Origin of the sequence: Camelimonas lactis (assembly GCF_004342915.1) — a bacterium.
Classification (GTDB): domain Bacteria; phylum Pseudomonadota; class Alphaproteobacteria; order Rhizobiales; family Beijerinckiaceae; genus Camelimonas; species Camelimonas lactis.
The window spans coordinates 50,919-66,903 of record NZ_SLWL01000011.1; the positions used below are offsets into that span (position 1 = coordinate 50,919).

At 67.8% G+C, this 15,985-nt stretch carries 12 protein-coding genes; 3 read left to right on the plus strand and 9 right to left on the minus strand.

Annotated elements, in window-relative coordinates:
* Positions 1 to 360: 360 nt before the first annotated feature.
* Complete coding sequence (locus tag EV666_RS12600) at positions 361 to 1,926, minus strand: acyl-CoA carboxylase subunit beta (protein ID WP_132008440.1); 1,566 nt, start codon at positions 1,924 to 1,926, stop codon at positions 361 to 363.
* Between the two features lie 474 nt (positions 1,927 to 2,400).
* Between EV666_RS12600 and EV666_RS12605 the strand changes: the two genes are divergently transcribed.
* The 3 genes from EV666_RS12605 (at position 2,401) to EV666_RS12615 (ending at position 7,005) form a co-directional block, all read left to right on the plus strand.
* On the plus strand, positions 2,401 to 4,875 hold the full coding sequence (locus EV666_RS12605) for a CaiB/BaiF CoA transferase family protein (RefSeq protein WP_165910009.1): 2,475 nt from the start codon (positions 2,401 to 2,403) through the stop codon (positions 4,873 to 4,875).
* 102 nt (positions 4,876 to 4,977) lie between these two features.
* Entirely contained in the window at positions 4,978 to 5,994 is a 1,017-nt protein-coding gene (locus tag EV666_RS12610; RefSeq protein WP_132008447.1) for an NADP-dependent oxidoreductase, read from the plus strand.
* A gap of 237 nt (positions 5,995 to 6,231) precedes the next feature.
* On the plus strand, positions 6,232 to 7,005 hold the full coding sequence (locus EV666_RS12615) for an SDR family NAD(P)-dependent oxidoreductase (RefSeq protein WP_132008451.1): 774 nt from the start codon (positions 6,232 to 6,234) through the stop codon (positions 7,003 to 7,005).
* 260 nt (positions 7,006 to 7,265) lie between these two features.
* Here EV666_RS12615 and EV666_RS12620 read toward each other — a convergent pair whose 3' ends face one another.
* The 8 genes from EV666_RS12620 to EV666_RS12655 all read right to left on the minus strand — a co-directional run bounded on the left by EV666_RS12620 (position 7,266) and on the right by EV666_RS12655 (position 15,875).
* Positions 7,266 to 8,102, minus strand: a complete 837-nt coding sequence (locus tag EV666_RS12620; protein WP_132008454.1) for an SDR family NAD(P)-dependent oxidoreductase — start codon at positions 8,100 to 8,102, stop codon at positions 7,266 to 7,268.
* Between the two features lie 240 nt (positions 8,103 to 8,342).
* Positions 8,343 to 9,557 carry an ABC transporter substrate-binding protein gene (locus tag EV666_RS12625; RefSeq protein WP_132008457.1) on the minus strand — a complete coding sequence of 405 codons (1,215 nt, stop codon included), beginning with the start codon at positions 9,555 to 9,557 and terminating at the stop codon, positions 8,343 to 8,345.
* A gap of 81 nt (positions 9,558 to 9,638) precedes the next feature.
* Positions 9,639 to 10,838, minus strand: a complete 1,200-nt coding sequence (locus tag EV666_RS12630; RefSeq protein WP_132008460.1) for an ABC transporter substrate-binding protein — start codon at positions 10,836 to 10,838, stop codon at positions 9,639 to 9,641.
* A 125-nt stretch (positions 10,839 to 10,963) separates the two neighbouring features.
* Entirely contained in the window at positions 10,964 to 11,353 is a 390-nt protein-coding gene (locus EV666_RS12635) for a DUF6285 domain-containing protein (RefSeq protein ID WP_132008463.1), read from the minus strand.
* Positions 11,354 to 11,369: 16 nt separating this feature from the next.
* On the minus strand, positions 11,370 to 12,353 hold the full coding sequence (locus EV666_RS12640; RefSeq protein ID WP_376886248.1) for a phosphotransferase family protein: 984 nt from the start codon (positions 12,351 to 12,353) through the stop codon (positions 11,370 to 11,372).
* A 50-nt stretch (positions 12,354 to 12,403) separates the two neighbouring features.
* Positions 12,404 to 13,276: an enoyl-CoA hydratase-related protein gene (locus EV666_RS12645; RefSeq protein WP_132008465.1), complete on the minus strand. Its 873-nt coding sequence runs from the start codon at positions 13,274 to 13,276 to the stop codon at positions 12,404 to 12,406.
* Between the two features lie 73 nt (positions 13,277 to 13,349).
* Complete coding sequence (locus tag EV666_RS12650) at positions 13,350 to 14,948, minus strand: acyl-CoA synthetase (RefSeq protein ID WP_132008467.1); 1,599 nt, start codon at positions 14,946 to 14,948, stop codon at positions 13,350 to 13,352.
* Between the two features lie 111 nt (positions 14,949 to 15,059).
* Positions 15,060 to 15,875, minus strand: coding sequence for an enoyl-CoA hydratase/isomerase family protein (locus EV666_RS12655; RefSeq protein WP_132008469.1), 816 nt, complete (start codon positions 15,873 to 15,875; stop codon positions 15,060 to 15,062).
* Positions 15,876 to 15,985 lie beyond the last annotated feature (110 nt).

A 15,985-nucleotide genomic window follows, 5' to 3' on the forward strand; every position in this document is an offset into this window, starting at 1 on the left:
GCATCCGGTCACCAAAGGCCCAGCGCCAGCCCGACCGCTTTCTCGCCGCGCACACCCCTCCTGGCGTCTCTGGACGTTCGCGGCCAGGAGCGCACACTGGTTTCACTACCCAAGACGTATGCATACTTCATCAACCCGCCTGGCCGGCGCAAAGATCGCGCTGATATTTTTCATTCCGGATGACAGCTTGTGAAAGAAAAGTGTCGGCTGTGAGGTGACCGGCTGCGGCGCCCGCTGGCGGCCCCAATTGGCCGGGCGCATGTGTGCGCATCGTATTGCTGAGGCGTCGTCATGCGACGTCCCCCGGCCGGGCGCAGAAAAGGCCGCAGGGCAAACGCCCTGCGGTCGCGTTGGCGGCGCTCAGGGCCGGATGGCGAAATTGCTGCGGCCGGTTTCCAGGGTCGGCCACGCCAGATTGACGAAATCGACCAGCAGGGGGCGGGTTTCGCGCGGGTCGATGATCTCCTCCACCCAGAAGGTTTCGGCGCTGCGGAACGGCGAGCGCAGCTTGTTCAGCCGGTCCTCGATCTCCGCCATCTTGGCGACGGGATCATCCGCCGCGTCGATGTCGGCGCGGTAAGCCGCTTCGATACCGCCTTCCAGCGGCAGCGAGCCCCAGCGGCCGGACACCCAGGCGTAGCGGAAGCCGAAGCGACCCGCCGGCTTGTGGACGGCGCCGGCGACGCCAAAGGCGTTGCGGACGATCATGGTGCACCACGGCACCGTGGTCTGGTTCATGGCGGCGAGCGCCCTGACGCCCCAGCGGATGGTGGCCGCCTTTTCCGCCTCAAGGCCGATGAGAAAGCCGGGGCAATCCAGCATGTAGACCACCGGCAGGTGGAAGGTCTGGGCCAGATCCATGAAGCGGATGGCCTTTTCGCAGGCGTCCGCCGTCCAGGCGCCGCCATAGAAATACGGGTCCGAGGCCATCACCGCCACCGGCTTGCCGTCGATGCGGGCAAGGCCGGTGATCAGCGAGCGGCCAAACATCTTGCCAAGTTCGAAGAAGCTGCCCGCATCGACCACCGCCTCGACGATCGGGCGCATCTTGTAGACCTTGCGGATGTCGCGCGGCACCGCCTTCAGCAGGCTTTCCTCGCGCCGCTGCGGATCATCGGTCGGGGCGATCACCGGCGGCAGCTCGTGCACCGAATTGGGCAGATAGGACAGGAAGCGCCGGGCCGCCGCGAAGGCTTCCTCTTCCGTATCCACCGCCATGTCGATGGCGCCGGAGCGGGTCTGGATTTCCCAGCCGCCGAGGTCCTGCTTGCCCAGCGTCTCCACCGTCTGGCCAAGGCGCGCCACCAGCGGCGGGCCGGCGACGAACATGGCCGAGGTCTTCGACATCACCGAGAAATGGGTGGAGGCAAGGCGCGCCGCGCCGAGGCCGGCGACCGAACCAAGACCAAGACCGATCACCGGCACCTCGGCCAGATTGCTGGTCATCAGGTCGAAGCTCTCGCCGCCGCCGATGCCGCCTGGCAGATTGGCGCGGCCCTTGGTCTCGATGGTCTTCACCGAGCCGCCGCCGCCAGAGCCCTCGATCATGCGGATGATCGGCATGCGGTATGCTGCGGCCATCTGCTCGGCCATCTGCGGCTTGGCGGCGATGGAGGCGTCAGCGGAGCCGCCACGCACGGTGAAGTCGTCGCCAACCACCACCACAGGGCGGCCATCGATCCGCGCCCGGCCGAAAACGCAGTTGGAAGGCGTGAACGCCTTCAGATTGTTCTGCTCATCATATTCGGCCATTCCGGCGACGGCGCCGGTTTCATGGAACGTGCCGGCGTCAACCAGCCGCTCCACGCGCTCGCGCACGGTGAAGCGACCGCCGTCGTGCTGGCGCTTCACCTTGTCGGCGCCGCCCATCTCATGCGCCAGGGCCTCGCGCCGCCGCAACTCATCGATTTCCGCCTGCCAAACCATCGAACGCTCCTCCGTGCCGGCGGCGGCAGGCGTTTCACCGGCAGGCAAAACCAGACCCGGCCCGTGATGTCACGGCCGCTGAGTCCCTGGTCCCTCCCCGCCGGGCGGGCGCGCCGCTCCGGACTTCACGGGCCAGCGCGGCCCGTTTCTGTTATGCGAAATCGTTATACAAAATTTCATTTTGCTTGCCAGCCATGCAGAGGCGCGCCATCGTTCACCCGAAGCGCCCGCGGCAGGCGCGTGGGGTGCAGATCGGCAACCGGACAAGCAGCAACCTATTGACGTAATTCAGCTAACCACGCGCGCGCGCCGCAAGGGCCGGCGCCATAAAGAATCCGGGCGCTGGCGTTCATCCACAGCCGCCGGCGCCAGTTCTGGAGACGTTGCCAAACCAGCCGGCGGGTCGACGCCGGAAAATCAATGACACGGGGCGGCGCAGACCAGCCCCGGCAAACATATGCAGGAGGAAGCCACATGCCGCTCAACGGCTTGCGCGTGGTCGAGGCGGGCTGTCTGCCCGCCGCTGGTTATACGGCGCAATTGCTGGCCGGGTTCGGGGCCGAGGTGGTGAAGATCGAGCCGCCAGGGGGCGATCCCCTGCGCCGCCAGGCCCCATTCGCCAGCGGGGCGACCAGCGCGGCTTACGCCTTTCTGGCGGCCGGCAAGCGCAGCGTCGTGCTGGATGGCGACAAAGCCGCCCAGGCTGGGGCGCTGGAGCGGCTGATCGCCGGCGCCGACGTGCTGATCGCCTCCGATGGCCCGCCCTTCGACCATCTGGACATCGCCGCCATCGCCGCGCGGCGGCCGGGATTGATCATCTGCGACGTCTCCTGGTTCGGCCGCAGCGGGCCCTATGCTGGCTGGCAGGGCGCCGACGCCGTCTGCCGGGCGCTGGCCGGCCTGGTTGAAAATGTTGGTCCGGCGGAAGGTCCGCCGCTGGCCGCGCCGGAGTTTCAGGCGCTCATCACCGCCGGCGTCTCGGGCTTCATTGGGGTCATGGGCGCCCTGTATGGGCGGGCGCGTCATGGCGGCGGACGGGCGCTCGAACTCAGCGTATTCGAATCCTGCATCGCCCATTCGGAATATCAGTGCGCCGACGGCTGGCTGCGCGGCGCGGGGTTTCCGCGCGGCGGCGTCAACCGTTTCGCGCCGACCTATCCGCTGGGCGTCTACCGCGCCGCCGACGGCTGGATCGGCCTGACGGTGGTGACGCCGGCGCAGTGGCGCGAATTCTGCAATCTGCTTGGACTGGAGCACTACGCCGCCCGCGCCGACATGGCGACCGGCGAGATGCGCCTGGTCTTCGCGAACGAACTGGACGCGATTTTCAACGAACGCCTGTCGCAGCGGCCGATGGCGGAATGGTTCGCCGAGGCGCTGCGCCGTCGCCTGCCGATGGTTCCCGTCTGGGACATGGCGGAGATTGTCAACAATCCGCAGTTCCGGGCGCGCGGCGCCATCGTCGACATCACCGTCGACGGCCGCACGGCGGCGGCGCCGGGCTGTCCGCTGGCGCTCACCGCCACGCCGCCCCGACGCGGCGGCGTGGTCGAGGCGACGGGCGCCTCCGTCCTGCCCGACTGGCCAGCAAAGCCCGCAGGCCAGGCCGCCACGGGTCTGCCGCTGGCGGGCGTCACCGTCGTCGATCTCTCGATGGGCTGGGCCGGGCCCCTGTGCGGCCGGTTCCTCGCGGACCTCGGCGCGGACGTCATCAAGGTTGAGGCCTGTCGATATCCGGACTGGTGGCGCGGCGTCGACGCAACGGAAGAAGTGTTCCGCGAGCGGCTTTACGAAAAGGCCGGCCGCTTCTGCGCGCTGAACCGCAACAAGCGCGGCGTCACCCTCGACCTCACCCACCCCGACGGGGTCGCGGCGCTGAAGCGGCTGGTCGCCAGGGCCGACGCGCTGATCGAAAACTACGCGGCCGACGTGTTGCCGAAGCTCGGCCTCGACTACGCCGTCCTGCGCCAGGTCAATCCAAGGCTGGTGATGACTTCCATGTGCGCCTTCGGCTCGTCCGGCCCCTGGAAACAGGCGCGCGCCTATGGCTCGACCCTGGAGCAGGCGTCTGGCCTGCCCGGCACGGTGGGCCGGCCGGAAGACCCGCCAACCATGGGCCACATCGCCTATGGCGACGCCACCGGCGGCCTCAACGGCGCCGCCGCCACCCTCGTCGCCCTGCTGCACCAGCTGCGCACGGGCGAGGGCCAGCACATCGACCTGTCGCAGGTGGAATGTCTGATGCCGATGACGGCCCCGGCGATGATCGCCGCCTCCCTGGGCGCGGAGCCGGCCCGAACCGGCAGCCGCCACCCCGCCTTCGCGCCGCACAACTGCTATGCCTGCGCGCCGGACCCGGCGCCGGCGTCCTGGCAGGTTCAGGGCGCGCCGATGCCGGCGCCGAGCAATCCGCCGCCCGGGGCGCGGGCGGAAGGCTGGGTGGTGATCGCCGTGACCGACGACGCCATGTGGCCGGCGCTGGCCCAGGTCATCGGCCGCGCCGACCTGGCCGGCGATCCGGCGCTGGCGACCGCCGCCGGCCGCAAGGCGCGCGAGGACGACATTGACGCCGCCATCAACGCCTGGTGCTCCGGGCGCACCGCCACCCAGGCCATGGCCACATTGCAACAGGCCGGCGTGGCGGCGGGCCGCGCCAGGCCGGCGCTCGACCTCTATAACGATCCGCATCTGGCGGCGCGCAACTACTGGCGCATTGTCCGCCGGGCGTGGATTGGCGACTTCCCCCATGGCGCCACGCCGTTCCGCGACGCCGGCGCCATCGAGGCGCCGCCGGTGCGCTTTCCCGCGCCGACCCTGGGGGAGCACAGCGTCGCCGTGCTGAGCGAGGTGATGGGCCTGTCCGACGCGGACATCACCGCCTTGTTCGCCAGCGACGTCACCGGCACGGAAGCGCTGCCGCCGCGCCCGCGCAGCATGGCGGCGGGGTGACGCTGGACGGGTAAAGGCATCCCGGAGCCCTGCCAGTTGCGGGGCTCGCCTGACGGCGGCGCCGGCGCTACACAGGACGCAGCAACAGGGAGGAATGAAACGATGACCGTCAACCGGCAATGGGTGCTGCGGCGCAGGCCCGACGAGGCGATTTCGGAAGGCGATCTGGACCTGGTTGAACGGCCGTTGCCCATGCTCACCGACGGCGAGGTGCTGTGCCGCAACATCTATCTGTCGCTTGATCCGACCCACCGCATCTGGATGAGCGACCGGGAGCAGTATCTGCCGCCGGTGGATCTCGGCCAGCCCATGCGCGGCGGCGTCATCAGCGAGGTGGTCGACAGCCGCTCCACTGCCTTTCGCCCCGGCGACATCGTCAAACCGGCGTCCGGCGCCTGGGAGGACTACACCATTGCCCCGGAAAAGCTGCTGCGGCCATTGCAGGACCTCGGCGGCGCGCCGCTCACCGCCTGGATGAGCGTGCTCGGCTCCACCGGCCTCACCGCTTTTTTCGGCCTGATGGATATCGGCCAGCCGAAGCCCGGTGAAACGGTGGTGGTGTCCGCCGCCGCCGGGGCTGTGGGCTCGATCGTGGCGCAGCTGGCGAAAATGCAGGGCTGCCGGGTTGTCGGCATCGCTGGCGGCCCCGACAAATGCGCCTGGCTGCGCGACGACCTGAAGCTGGACGGGGTCATCGACTACCGCAACGAGGACGTGGGCGCGGCGCTCGACCGGCTGTGCCCGGATGGCGTCGACGTCAATTTCGAGAACGTCGGCGGGCCGATCATGGACGCGGTGTTCAGCCGGATGAACGATTTCGGCCGCATGCCGCTGTGCGGCATGATCTCCACCTACAACAACGACGGACCCACGCCCGGCCCCACCGATTTCAGCCGCATCCTGATGCGTCGCCTCACGGTGAAGGGCTTCATCGTCATCGACTATTTCCCGCGCGCCGCCGAGGCGCTGGGGGTGCTGACGCCGCTGGTGCGCGACGGCAGGCTGAAATGGAAGACCCATGTGGTGCAGGGCCTGGAAAACGCCGCCAGCAGCCTTGGCCTGCTGTTCAGCGGCGGCAACGACGGCAAGCTGCTGGTGCAGGTGGGACCGGAGCCGTGAGGCCGAAAGCCGATGAGCCGGGCCCCCCGGGCCAGGCAGGGAGATTTTGACGAAGCATTGGCGGCGCGCATGGCGGCGCAATTGCGCCTCCGGCAAGGGCGTGCGTCAGGCCGGGTTGAGCGGCGCGAGAACGCGCATGCGCCAGCGTCCGCCATCTGGCGCAGGCGCCGCCGGAAAGGAAAACGCGGCGTGAAGCCGCGATGGACAGACATCCATACAGGACAGGGGACGCGACAGGTGGATCTGCAACTTCAGGACAAGGTGATTTTTGTCGCCGGGGCCAGCCGGGGCATCGGGCGCGGCATCGTCGAGACGCTGCTGGCGGAGGGCGCCCGGGTCGCCATGACAGCGCGCGGCGCCGAAGCGCTGGAGACGGCGCGGGCCGAACTGGCGGAACAGTATGGCGCCGACCGGCTGTGGACCTTTGCCGGCGACATGCGCCAGAGCGCGGTGATCGACGACGCGCTGGCGCGGACGGAGGCTGAATTCGGCCCGGTGTGGGGGGCGGTGGCCAATGTGGGCCTGCACCCCTGCCCGCCCGGCTTCGAGGTCGATGATGAAACCTGGGACGCCGGCTTCATGCAGAATCTCGACTCGGCGTTTCGCCTGGCGCGCGGAGCGCTGCGGCTGATGACGCCGCGCAAGGACGGCGCCCTGCTGATGATCAGCTCCATCGCCGGCCTTGGGGCGCTGGGCACGACGCTGACCTATGGCACGGCCAAGGCGGCGATGAACCACATGACCAGGGAGCTGGCCCGCATTGCCGGCCCCAGCCATGTGCGGATCAACGCCATCGCGCCCGGCAACATCATTTTCCCCGGCGGCGACTGGGAAGCCCGCGCCAATGGCGAGCGCGCCGAGGCCTGGAACAAGTGGATCCGCCGCGAGGTGCCGCTACGGCGCTTTGGTCATCCGGAGGAGATCGGCGCCATGGCCGCGTGGCTGCTGAGCCCGCGCGCCAGCTTCGTCACCGGCGCCATCGTGCCCGTGGACGGCGGCCAGACGCGCTGAACCGGCGAGGCGCCATCTCCGCGCCTGTCGCGGGCATCCACGGCGGGCGGCGCCAAACCGAAGATGCGACGCCCGTCGTGGGATGGCCGGGGAGAGCCTGGCCATGACGGGAACGGCGCTACGGCAGAGTTGCGCGATGTCCGGGCGGCGCCGTTTCGGCGGCGAGCCGGCTCCCCCCCGCCAGCATCACGGCCAGCCTGCCCGTCACACCTTGACCGGGCCCCTGACCAGGGCGCCGGCCAGCGCCCTGCCTTTTGGCGCTACATGCCGACGCCGCCGTCGGCTTCGATGATCTGGCCGGTGATGTAGTCGGACTCCGGCAGGCAGAACAGCAGCACCGCGCCGGCGGCGTCCTCGGGCGTTCCGCCCCGGCGCAGCGGCGTTTGCGCATACAGGTTATCGCGGATTTCCCGGGTCAGGCCGACCCGGTGGCGGCGGCCGCCAACCTCGATGCTGGTTTCACCGGTGATGACCTGGGTCAGGCGGGTCTCAATCAACCCGAAAGCCACGGCGTTGACCGTGACGCCCAGCGGCCCCCACTCGCGCGCAAGGCTCTTGGTGAGGCCAATCAGCCCGGCCTTGGCCGCGGAATAGCCGATCTGCTTCCAGGCCCCGTGCGTGCCGGAAACCGAGGAGATGTTGACCATCTTGCGGGCCTGGCGCCGCGCGCCCTCCTGCTGATCCGCCGCCTCCGCCCGCGCCCGTTCGACCAGCCACGGGTTCCAGGCGCGGGCGATGCGGAACGCCGCCTTCAGATGCACGTCCTGCATGGCGTCCCACTGCTCATCGGTGGTGGCGCCGACGCCGGCGTTCCAGATGTAACCAGCGTTGTTGACAAGAATATCGGCGCCGCCGAAGCCGTTGACGCCCGTGGCGATGAAATCTTCCGCAAAGCCGGGCCGGGTTACGTCGCCGGCGAAGGCCAGCGCCCGTCCGCCCCCGGCGGCGATGGCGGCGACGGTTTCCTCCGCCGGCGCGGCGTCAAGGTCGTTGACGACGACGGCGGCGCCTTCGGCAGCCAGTTTCAGCGCCAGCGCCGCGCCGGCCCCGCGACCCGCTCCTGTGACCAGGGCGACCTTACCTTCAAGTCGTTTCATGCATGCATCCCGTTATGGCTGGCGCAGCCTGGCCAATCTGGACGCGCGGCGCGCCCGGTTTGCCAGGCTCACCGGCGGGTTTCCCCGACAAAGCGCGCGCCAGCCTGCATCAGGAAAATCCCTCAAGGCAGAGATCCCCCGGCAGAGATCCGCCGGCAAAGATTTCCAGGCGAAATCCCGGCTCCGCCTGGGGGATTTTGCGCCAGGGGGTCCTGCGCCCTGAACGGCGCGGAGCAGGGATCAGTCGATAAAATCCCAGCTTTCGCCGTTGAACCTCTGCAGCTTCATGTAGGTGATAACGGCGTAATCTTCCGGCGTCGTATTGATGCGCCCTTCGGGAAGCAGGAACGGATTGCGGTAATCCTTCATGTTGGCGGCCTGCTTCATGATGTTTTCGCGCGTCAGGTCATCGCCTGCCTTCTCCAGCACGTGTTGCAGGGTCATGGCGTAAGCGACGCCGGCCATGTACAGCGTGTCGGTGAGATCAGCGTTCGGCAGATTTTCCTTCCCCCACGCCTTGTACCATTTGATGGTTTCATCATCGGCCCACTTCGGATCGGTGGGATCCTTGATGAAGCCGGCGGTCATCACCCCTTTGGAGTTCTGAAGCCCGGCGGGCTTCAACGTGGCGCCGACGGAGGCCGAACCCAGATGCAGGAAGGTGGCCGGCTTCCAGTTCAGATCGGCCAGCTTCGAAATCGCCTGGGCCGCCTGCTTGGAATAGGCGAACAGGAACAGCGTATCGACGCCGGCGTTCTTCAGAATCACCAGCTGGCTGTCGATGGTGGGATCGGTGGCCTGGAAGCTCTGGGCGCTGACGATCAGCTTGTCCGCCTTGTCGCCAAGCCCCTGGCGCAGACCGTTGAGCAGATCCTTGCCGAAGTCGTCGTGCTGGTAGAGGACGCCGATTTTGGCGTTTGGCGTGGTTTTCAGCAGATGTTTTGCGTAAAACGCCGCCTCATTGTTCAGGGCCGGCTGCCAGCCCATCGTATAAGGGAAGTGTTTGGGATCATTGAAGGCGGAAGAGCCGGCGGCGATGAACAGCAGCGGCACTTTTTTGGCGTTGAGATAGGGCCGGATCGCCATGTTGATCGGCGTGCCAAGGTTGCCGAAAATCAGCGCGACATTGTCGTTTTCGACAAGGGCGCGGACATTCTCCACCGCCTTGGAGGGCTGGTAGGCGTCATCGCGGCTGATGAAATTGATCTTGCGGCCGTTCACGCCGCCCTTTTTCTCATTCAGCCATTTGAAATAGGCGGCCTCGGCCTGGCCCAGCCGGCCGTAGGCCGAGGCGGGACCACTATGGGCGATGGTCTGGCCGACCTTGATTTCCTTGTCGGAAGTTCCGGGGCCATATTTGGCCTCTGCGAATGCGGCGCCGGCGGCAAGCGTCGCGCCGGCCAGCGCGGCGACGGTCCCAAACCATGCGCGCGCGCGCCATGAGTAGCGTGACATGCTGTTCCTCCCCGATGTGGGCGGGTCCGTTGCCGGACCCGCCTGTTTTGCCATCATGAGAGTGCATGGCCGCGCCAGTTGTCAATCCACGAAGTCCCAGCTTTTTCCATTAAATTTCTGCAACTTCATGAAGGTGACAATGGCGTAATTGTCCGGCGAGGTGTTGATGTAGCTGCCAGGCAGCAGCAACTCCGGGCGAAACTGCTTCAGGCTGGCCACCTGCTTCATGATGTTCTCGCGCGTCAGATCATCGCCCGCCTGCTTCAGCACCTGCTCGAGGGTCTGCGCGGCGGCGTAGCCCATGGCGTAGAGCGCGTCATTGGTGTCGGCCCCTGGCATGTTCTCCTTCATCCACGCCAGCCATTCCTTCACCGCCGGATCGTCCTTCCACTGCGGATCGCTTGGGTCCTTGGCGAAACCGGCGGTCATCACGCCCACCGATTTGTCGAGGCCAGCCGGCTTCAGGGTGGCGCCGATGGACGCCGAGCCCAGATGCAGGAAGGTATGGGGCTTCCAGTTCAGGTCCGCCGCCTTGCTGATGGCCTGGGCCGCCTGCTTGGCGTAGGTGAACAGGAACAGGGCGTCGGCGCCGGAATTCTTCAGGATCACCATCTGGCTGTCGACGGTCGGGTCCGTCGGCTGGAACATCTGGGCGCTGACGATCATCTTGTCGGCCTTGTCGCCGAGCCCGTCCTTCAGCCCCGCCAGCATGTCCTTGCCGAAGTCGTCGTTCTGGTACAGCACGCCGATCTTCGCGTTCGGGTTCAGCTTGAGCAACTGTGTGGCGTAAAACTTCGCCTCGTCGTGCAGGTTCGGCTGCCAGCCGGTGGTCCAGTGATACTTTTTCGGGTCGTTGAAGGCGGACGAACCGGCGGCGTTGAACAGGTGCGGCACCTTTTTGGCGTTGAGATAGGGCCGGATCGCCATGTTCACCGGCGTTCCCAGCACGCCGAAGATCAGCGCCACCTCATCGCCTTCCACAAGGCTGCGCACGTTCTCGACGGCTTTCGGCGGCTGGTAGCCGTCATCGCGGCTGATGAAGGTGATCTTGCGGCCGTTAATGCCGCCCTTCTTCTCATTCAGCCATTTGAAATAGGCCGCCTCGACCTTGCCGAGATTGCCATAGGCCGACGCCGGACCGCTGTAGGCGATGGTCTGGCCGACCTTGATTTCCTTGTCAGAAGTTCCGGGGCCATATTTGGCTTCGGCCTGCGCGGCGGTTGCGCCCAGCACCAGCGCCGCGCCAGCCAACAGGGCGCGGACGCGCAAAAACGTCTTCATAGCTTCCTCCCGGCGGGCCGGCAGCGGCCCGCACCATTATTTGATCGGGTTAACCTGGCCAGTTTGCTGCGCGGGTCAAGCGAAAGCAGCGCCCTGACAGGCGTCGTCCCGTGGATGTCCGCCGGTCAGGGCGTCTTGCCGCCTTCCAAACCCGCCGCACGCCGGTAGGCGGCGTAGCCTGGCTGGTCGACCGACAGCTTCTCCAGGGTGGTGGCGTAGAGATGGTCGATGACGGCCGGATCGTCCGCGTTCACGACCCCGGAGGCGATGCCCGCCGCCAGGGCGGCGTTGAGGGTCGCCAGATCGCCGTCCTGGCGCAGGAGCGCCGCAAGCCGGCCGCGTTCGGCGGCCTCGCCCTGACCTGCCTGAGCCAGTTGCCGCAAGGCCAGATCAATGGCGTTGGCGGCGACGCGGACGTGGAAAACCTTGTCGGCCGGGGCCACCGGCATCAGTTCGTTGCGCAGCCAGGCGGCGACGGCGGTCAGCAGTTCCTGGGGTGTGGGTTCGTCCTGCATGGCGTCTCCAGAAGCGTCAGGCCCGCGGGGCGATCAGGTTGAGAAGATCGATCTCGGTTTCAGAGGCGCGACGGGCGATCATGGCCCGTTCGACGCCGGCGTCGAGACCGGAGCGGAAGGTGTCGATCATGCCGGTGCAGGCGATGCCCCAGCGCAGGGAGCCAAGCGCCTCCCAGAACCGCACCTGCTGCGGGTCGACCTTGCGGCCGCCAGCTTTTTCATAGCCGGCGAACAGTTGCTCGCGGCTGCCGAAGCCGCCGGCCGGCTGGTCCAGCGCGCCAAAGCGCCAGGAATTGACGCAGATCCACGCCAGATCCTCCATCGGATCGCCGAGGTGGGCGATTTCCCAGTCGAGCACGGCGCGGACGCCGTCGGGGCCGATGATCAGGTTGCCATTACGGAAATCGCCATGCACCAGCACCGGCTGCGCCGGATCGGGCGGGCAGCGCTCCGCCAGCCAGCGAAACGCCAGCTCGAACACCGGTTTGTGCAGGTTCATGCCGCGCCAGCGCCGCAGCAGGTCATCCAGTTGCTGGCGCGCCGGCGACAGCCGCAGCGGCGGCAGGGCCGCGACGTCGACCTTTGCGATGCGGGCGAGAATGCCGCCGCACTGCTCCGCCAGAAAGGTGCGGGCGTGAGCGAATTCCGCGTCGCGCAGGATCTTGCGGGCAATGGTTTCGCCCTCGACCCGGCGGGTGATGAAGCCGCGCCCGACGCCGTCCTCCGGCGTCAGCACGCGCATAACCTCCGGCACGGGCACGCCACGGGCGCCGGCGGCGCGGATCACCGCCGCCTCGGTTTCCAGGCCAGCGGCGCCATCGGCCTGGCGCCAGCCGCCGGGGGCGCGGCGCAGGATCAGCCCGACATCCACGGCGGAGCCGACGGCGCGGAACGCCCAGGTCTCCTGGCTGGCGCCGCCAGAAAGCCGCATCATGTCGACAACGGCCGTGGCTCCTGGCGCCAGTTGGCCAGCGATGCGGGAAAGCTCCTGGGTGAGCAACGCCTGATCGTCGAGAGTCGTGCGCGCGGCGATTGCGTCCGTTGCTGGCTTCATGGCTCCCCCTGCTCCCACCATGGGTACTGCGACGGCATGTCCCGCGAAACCTTGCCCGGGAAGGCCGGCTTGCGCTTGTCCAGAAACGCCTGCACGCCCTCGCGCACATCGGCGTGGGCGCCGCGCTCCATGGACATGGGGCCATCGATGGAAAGCAGATGGAACGGGTCTGGCTGGGCGGCGTAGCGCCACAGCAACTGGCGGGTCAGCGCCACGGAAACCGGCGAGGATTCCGCCGTCATTTCAATGGCGATGGCCTTGGCCCGGGCCAGCAGATCCTCCGGCGCCGTCACCTCCGCGACCAGGCCGCCGCGCAGCGCTTCTTCCGCGCCGAAGGTGGCGCCGGTGATCGACCAGCGCAACGCCTGGGGCAGGCCAACGATCTGCGGCAGGAACCAGGCGCTGCCCGCCTCCGGCACCAGGCCGCGCCGGGCGAAAATGAAACCGATTTTGGCGTTGGACGAACAGATGCGCACGTCCATCGGCAGGGTCATGGTGGCGCCGACGCCAACGCAGCCGCCGTTGATCGCCGCGATCGACGGCTTGCGGCAGTTGAAGATGGCGTGCACGAAACTGACGCCGGACGCGCGGCCGCCATTGGCGAGACGCTGGCCGAAATTGCCGGCCCCGTGCGGATCGGTCGTGTCAAAGCTTTTGGCTCCGGCCGATACGTCGGCCCCGGCGCAGAAGGCGCGGCCGGCGCCGGTCATCACCACGGCGCGCACGCTGTCGTCGGCGTCGGCGCGCTGGAAGGCGTCGGCGATCTCCATCCCCATCACGCCGGTAAAAGCATTCAGCTTGTCCGGCCGGTTGAGGGTGATGACCATCACCGGCCCGTCCTGCTCACAAAGGATCTGCTGATAGTCCATGGCGCCCTTCCCTGCTGGCGCGTCTTGTTTGCGCCGTTCTGCTGTTCTTGCCGGGTTTTCCCGGTTTTCTGCTTCAGATGCTGCGCCCGACGCCGGACCAGAACGGCTCGCGCAGCTTGCGCTTGAAGATCTTGCCGGTGTCCTCGCGCGGCAGCGCATCGGAAAACTCGATATGGCGCGGGATCTTGTAACTGGCGAGGCGCTGGCCGAGGTCGGCGCGCACCATCTCCGCGTCGAGATCGGCGCCCGGCTTTGGCTGGATGAAGGCGCAGACCTGTTCGCCATATTCGGCGTCGGGAATGCCGAATACAGCGCAGTCGGCGACGCCAGGGACGCGCATCAGCTCCGCCTCGATCTCGGCTGGATAAATGTTCGTGCCGCCGAAGATGATCATGTCGCTGGCGCGCCCCGACAGGTACAGGAAACCGTCGGCGTCGAAATAGCCGACGTCGCCGGTGGCGACGAGGCCGCCGCGATCGGCCTTGCGCCGTTTGGCGTCGTCGCCGTGATAGGTGAAATCCGGATAGGTCGGTCGCAGGCAGACCACCTCGCCGGCTTCGCCCTGCGGCAGCAGATTGCCGTTCTCATCCATGATGACGACCGTGGTGCCAGGCACGGCGCGGCCGACGGTTCCTGGATGATCCAGCCATTCCTGGCCAGTGCAATAGGTCACGGCGCCGACTTCGGTGGAGCCGTAGTGCTCGGAGATCACCGGCCCCCACCAGTCGAGCATGGCGCGCTTGACGTGCGGCGGACAGGGCGCGCCCACGTGCATGACATGGACGACGGAGGACAGATCGTAACGGTTGCGCACGTCTTCCGGCAACGCCAGCATGCGCACGAACATGGTCGGCACGGCCAGCACGTGACTGATGCGGTGACGTTCGATCAGGGCCAGCATGCGCTCCGGGTCGAAGCGCGGCTCGACGACAAGATTGCCGCCCATGTTGAAGAAGGCGAACATCCAGCCGTTGGGGCTGGAGTGATAGGCCGGCCCCGGAATCAGCAGGGTCGCCTCGTGCAGCGGCCTGTCCCAATGGGTCAGCCCGCCGATGATGCGCAGCACCTCAAGGCCGGATTCCACCTGCTCCGGCGTCGGCGGACTGCGGCGCACACCCTTGGGATTTCCGGTGGTGCCGGAGGTGTAGATCATTGATCCGGGCGCGGTTTCGAACGGCTCCTCCAGCGGCGCGTGGCTCGCCTGCCAGGCGTCCCAGTCCGTAGCGCCGGCGGGAACGACGGCGGCTTCGGCGCTGACCCGGTAGGGCGCGCGGAGATTCTCTGGCGTTGCAGCGACCAGCACATGCACCCCGGCGGGAATCACATCGCGCACGGCGCCGTAGAGATCGGCGTGGATCACCAGCACTTTCGCGCCGGAATCCTGCAGCACATAGCGGGCTTCCTCCGGCGTGTTATGCCAGTTGACCGGCGTGACATGGGCGCCGACGAGGCCGGCGCCCACCGTCGCCTCCATGAAGCCGAAGCTGTTGCGCATATAGACGGCGACCACGTCGCCGCGCCCGACGCCAAGCTCGCGAAAGCCCCGCGCGGCGCGGCGGGCGGCGAGATGGATCTGCGCCTTGCTGCGAACCTCATCGCCAATCCGCACCGAACTGTCCGGCGCGGTGTCGGCGAGGCCGGCGGTATCAATGGCTGCCTGTTGCGTGCTCATGGGTGACTCCCCGATGTTTCCGCCTGGAAGCGCGCCGGAACGTGAGGTTCTCCCGCGCGGCAACATGTGAACGAACGCGGGCGCGAAGATCGCGGCCGCTTGCGCCGGCGCTCAGCGCCCGGTGAACACGGGCTCGCGCTTCTCCAGGAAGCTGCGCACGCCCTCCCGGTGATCTTCCGTGGCGAACAGGCGGTAGATGACATCAATGGCCCAGCCGCCCACATCAACCGGATCGCCGCCATGGGCGCGGCGCAGGCCTTCCTTCATGTAACGCAGGGCCAGCGGCGGGTTGGCGGCGATGCGCGCGGCCAGCGCCATGGCGCGCGGCATCAACTCGCCGTGTGGGGCGACCTCGCTGACGAGACGGATGCGCGCCGCCTCCTCCGCCGTGATCACGTCGCCGGTGTACAGCAGACGCGCCGCCATCTCCGGGCCGACGATGGCCGGCAGACGCAGCAGGCCGCCCACATCGCAGATCAGCCCGCGACGGATGAACAGCTCGGCGAATTTCGCTTTCTCCGAAGCGATGCGGATGTCGGCGTAGAGCGCCAGCTCCATGCCCCAGCCGACAGCGGCCCCGTTGACCGCGGCGATCACCGGCACGCTGCACTCCAGCGCCGCCATGGCGGCGGGCGTCGGCGGCCGGCGGGCCTGCACGCTGAGCGCCGGGGCGGCCGGCTTCTCGCCGGTCATCATTTCCTTGACGTCCTCGCCGGAGCAGAACGCCGGGTCGGCGCCGGTGACCACGACGCAGCGCACGTCATCGTCGGCGGAGGCCGCCAGGAAGGCGGCGCGCACCTCGTCGTAGGCGCGGCGGTTCAGGGCGTTGTGGCGCTCCGGCCGGTTGATGGTGATGACCGCGACATGATCTTTCACCTCATAAAGCAGATGCAGGAACGCATCGGGCGCGATGGGCGCGCTGGTCATGGCGTTTCTTCCCGGACTGTTATGTTTCTGGTTGTTTTCAGGACACAGACCGGCCAGCCGGCCGGCGCGCCCTGTGCGCAATCATGGGTCGGGCCTGGCGAAACGGGGCC

Coding starts and splice junctions, on each gene's coding strand:
- EV666_RS12645 (WP_132008465.1), bottom strand. CDS start 13,276: ATGGACTATCAGCAGATCCTTTGTGAGCAGGACGGGCCGGTGATGGTC.
- EV666_RS12605 (WP_165910009.1), top strand. CDS start 2,401: ATGCCGCTCAACGGCTTGCGCGTGGTCGAGGCGGGCTGTCTGCCCGCC.
- EV666_RS12655 (WP_132008469.1), bottom strand. CDS start 15,875: ATGACCAGCGCGCCCATCGCGCCCGATGCGTTCCTGCATCTGCTTTAT.
- EV666_RS12630 (WP_132008460.1), bottom strand. CDS start 10,838: ATGAAGACGTTTTTGCGCGTCCGCGCCCTGTTGGCTGGCGCGGCGCTG.
- EV666_RS12600 (WP_132008440.1), bottom strand. CDS start 1,926: ATGGTTTGGCAGGCGGAAATCGATGAGTTGCGGCGGCGCGAGGCCCTG.
- EV666_RS12635 (WP_132008463.1), bottom strand. CDS start 11,353: ATGCAGGACGAACCCACACCCCAGGAACTGCTGACCGCCGTCGCCGCC.
- EV666_RS12610 (WP_132008447.1), top strand. CDS start 4,978: ATGACCGTCAACCGGCAATGGGTGCTGCGGCGCAGGCCCGACGAGGCG.
- EV666_RS12625 (WP_132008457.1), bottom strand. CDS start 9,557: ATGTCACGCTACTCATGGCGCGCGCGCGCATGGTTTGGGACCGTCGCC.
- EV666_RS12620 (WP_132008454.1), bottom strand. CDS start 8,102: ATGAAACGACTTGAAGGTAAGGTCGCCCTGGTCACAGGAGCGGGTCGC.
- EV666_RS12650 (WP_132008467.1), bottom strand. CDS start 14,948: ATGAGCACGCAACAGGCAGCCATTGATACCGCCGGCCTCGCCGACACC.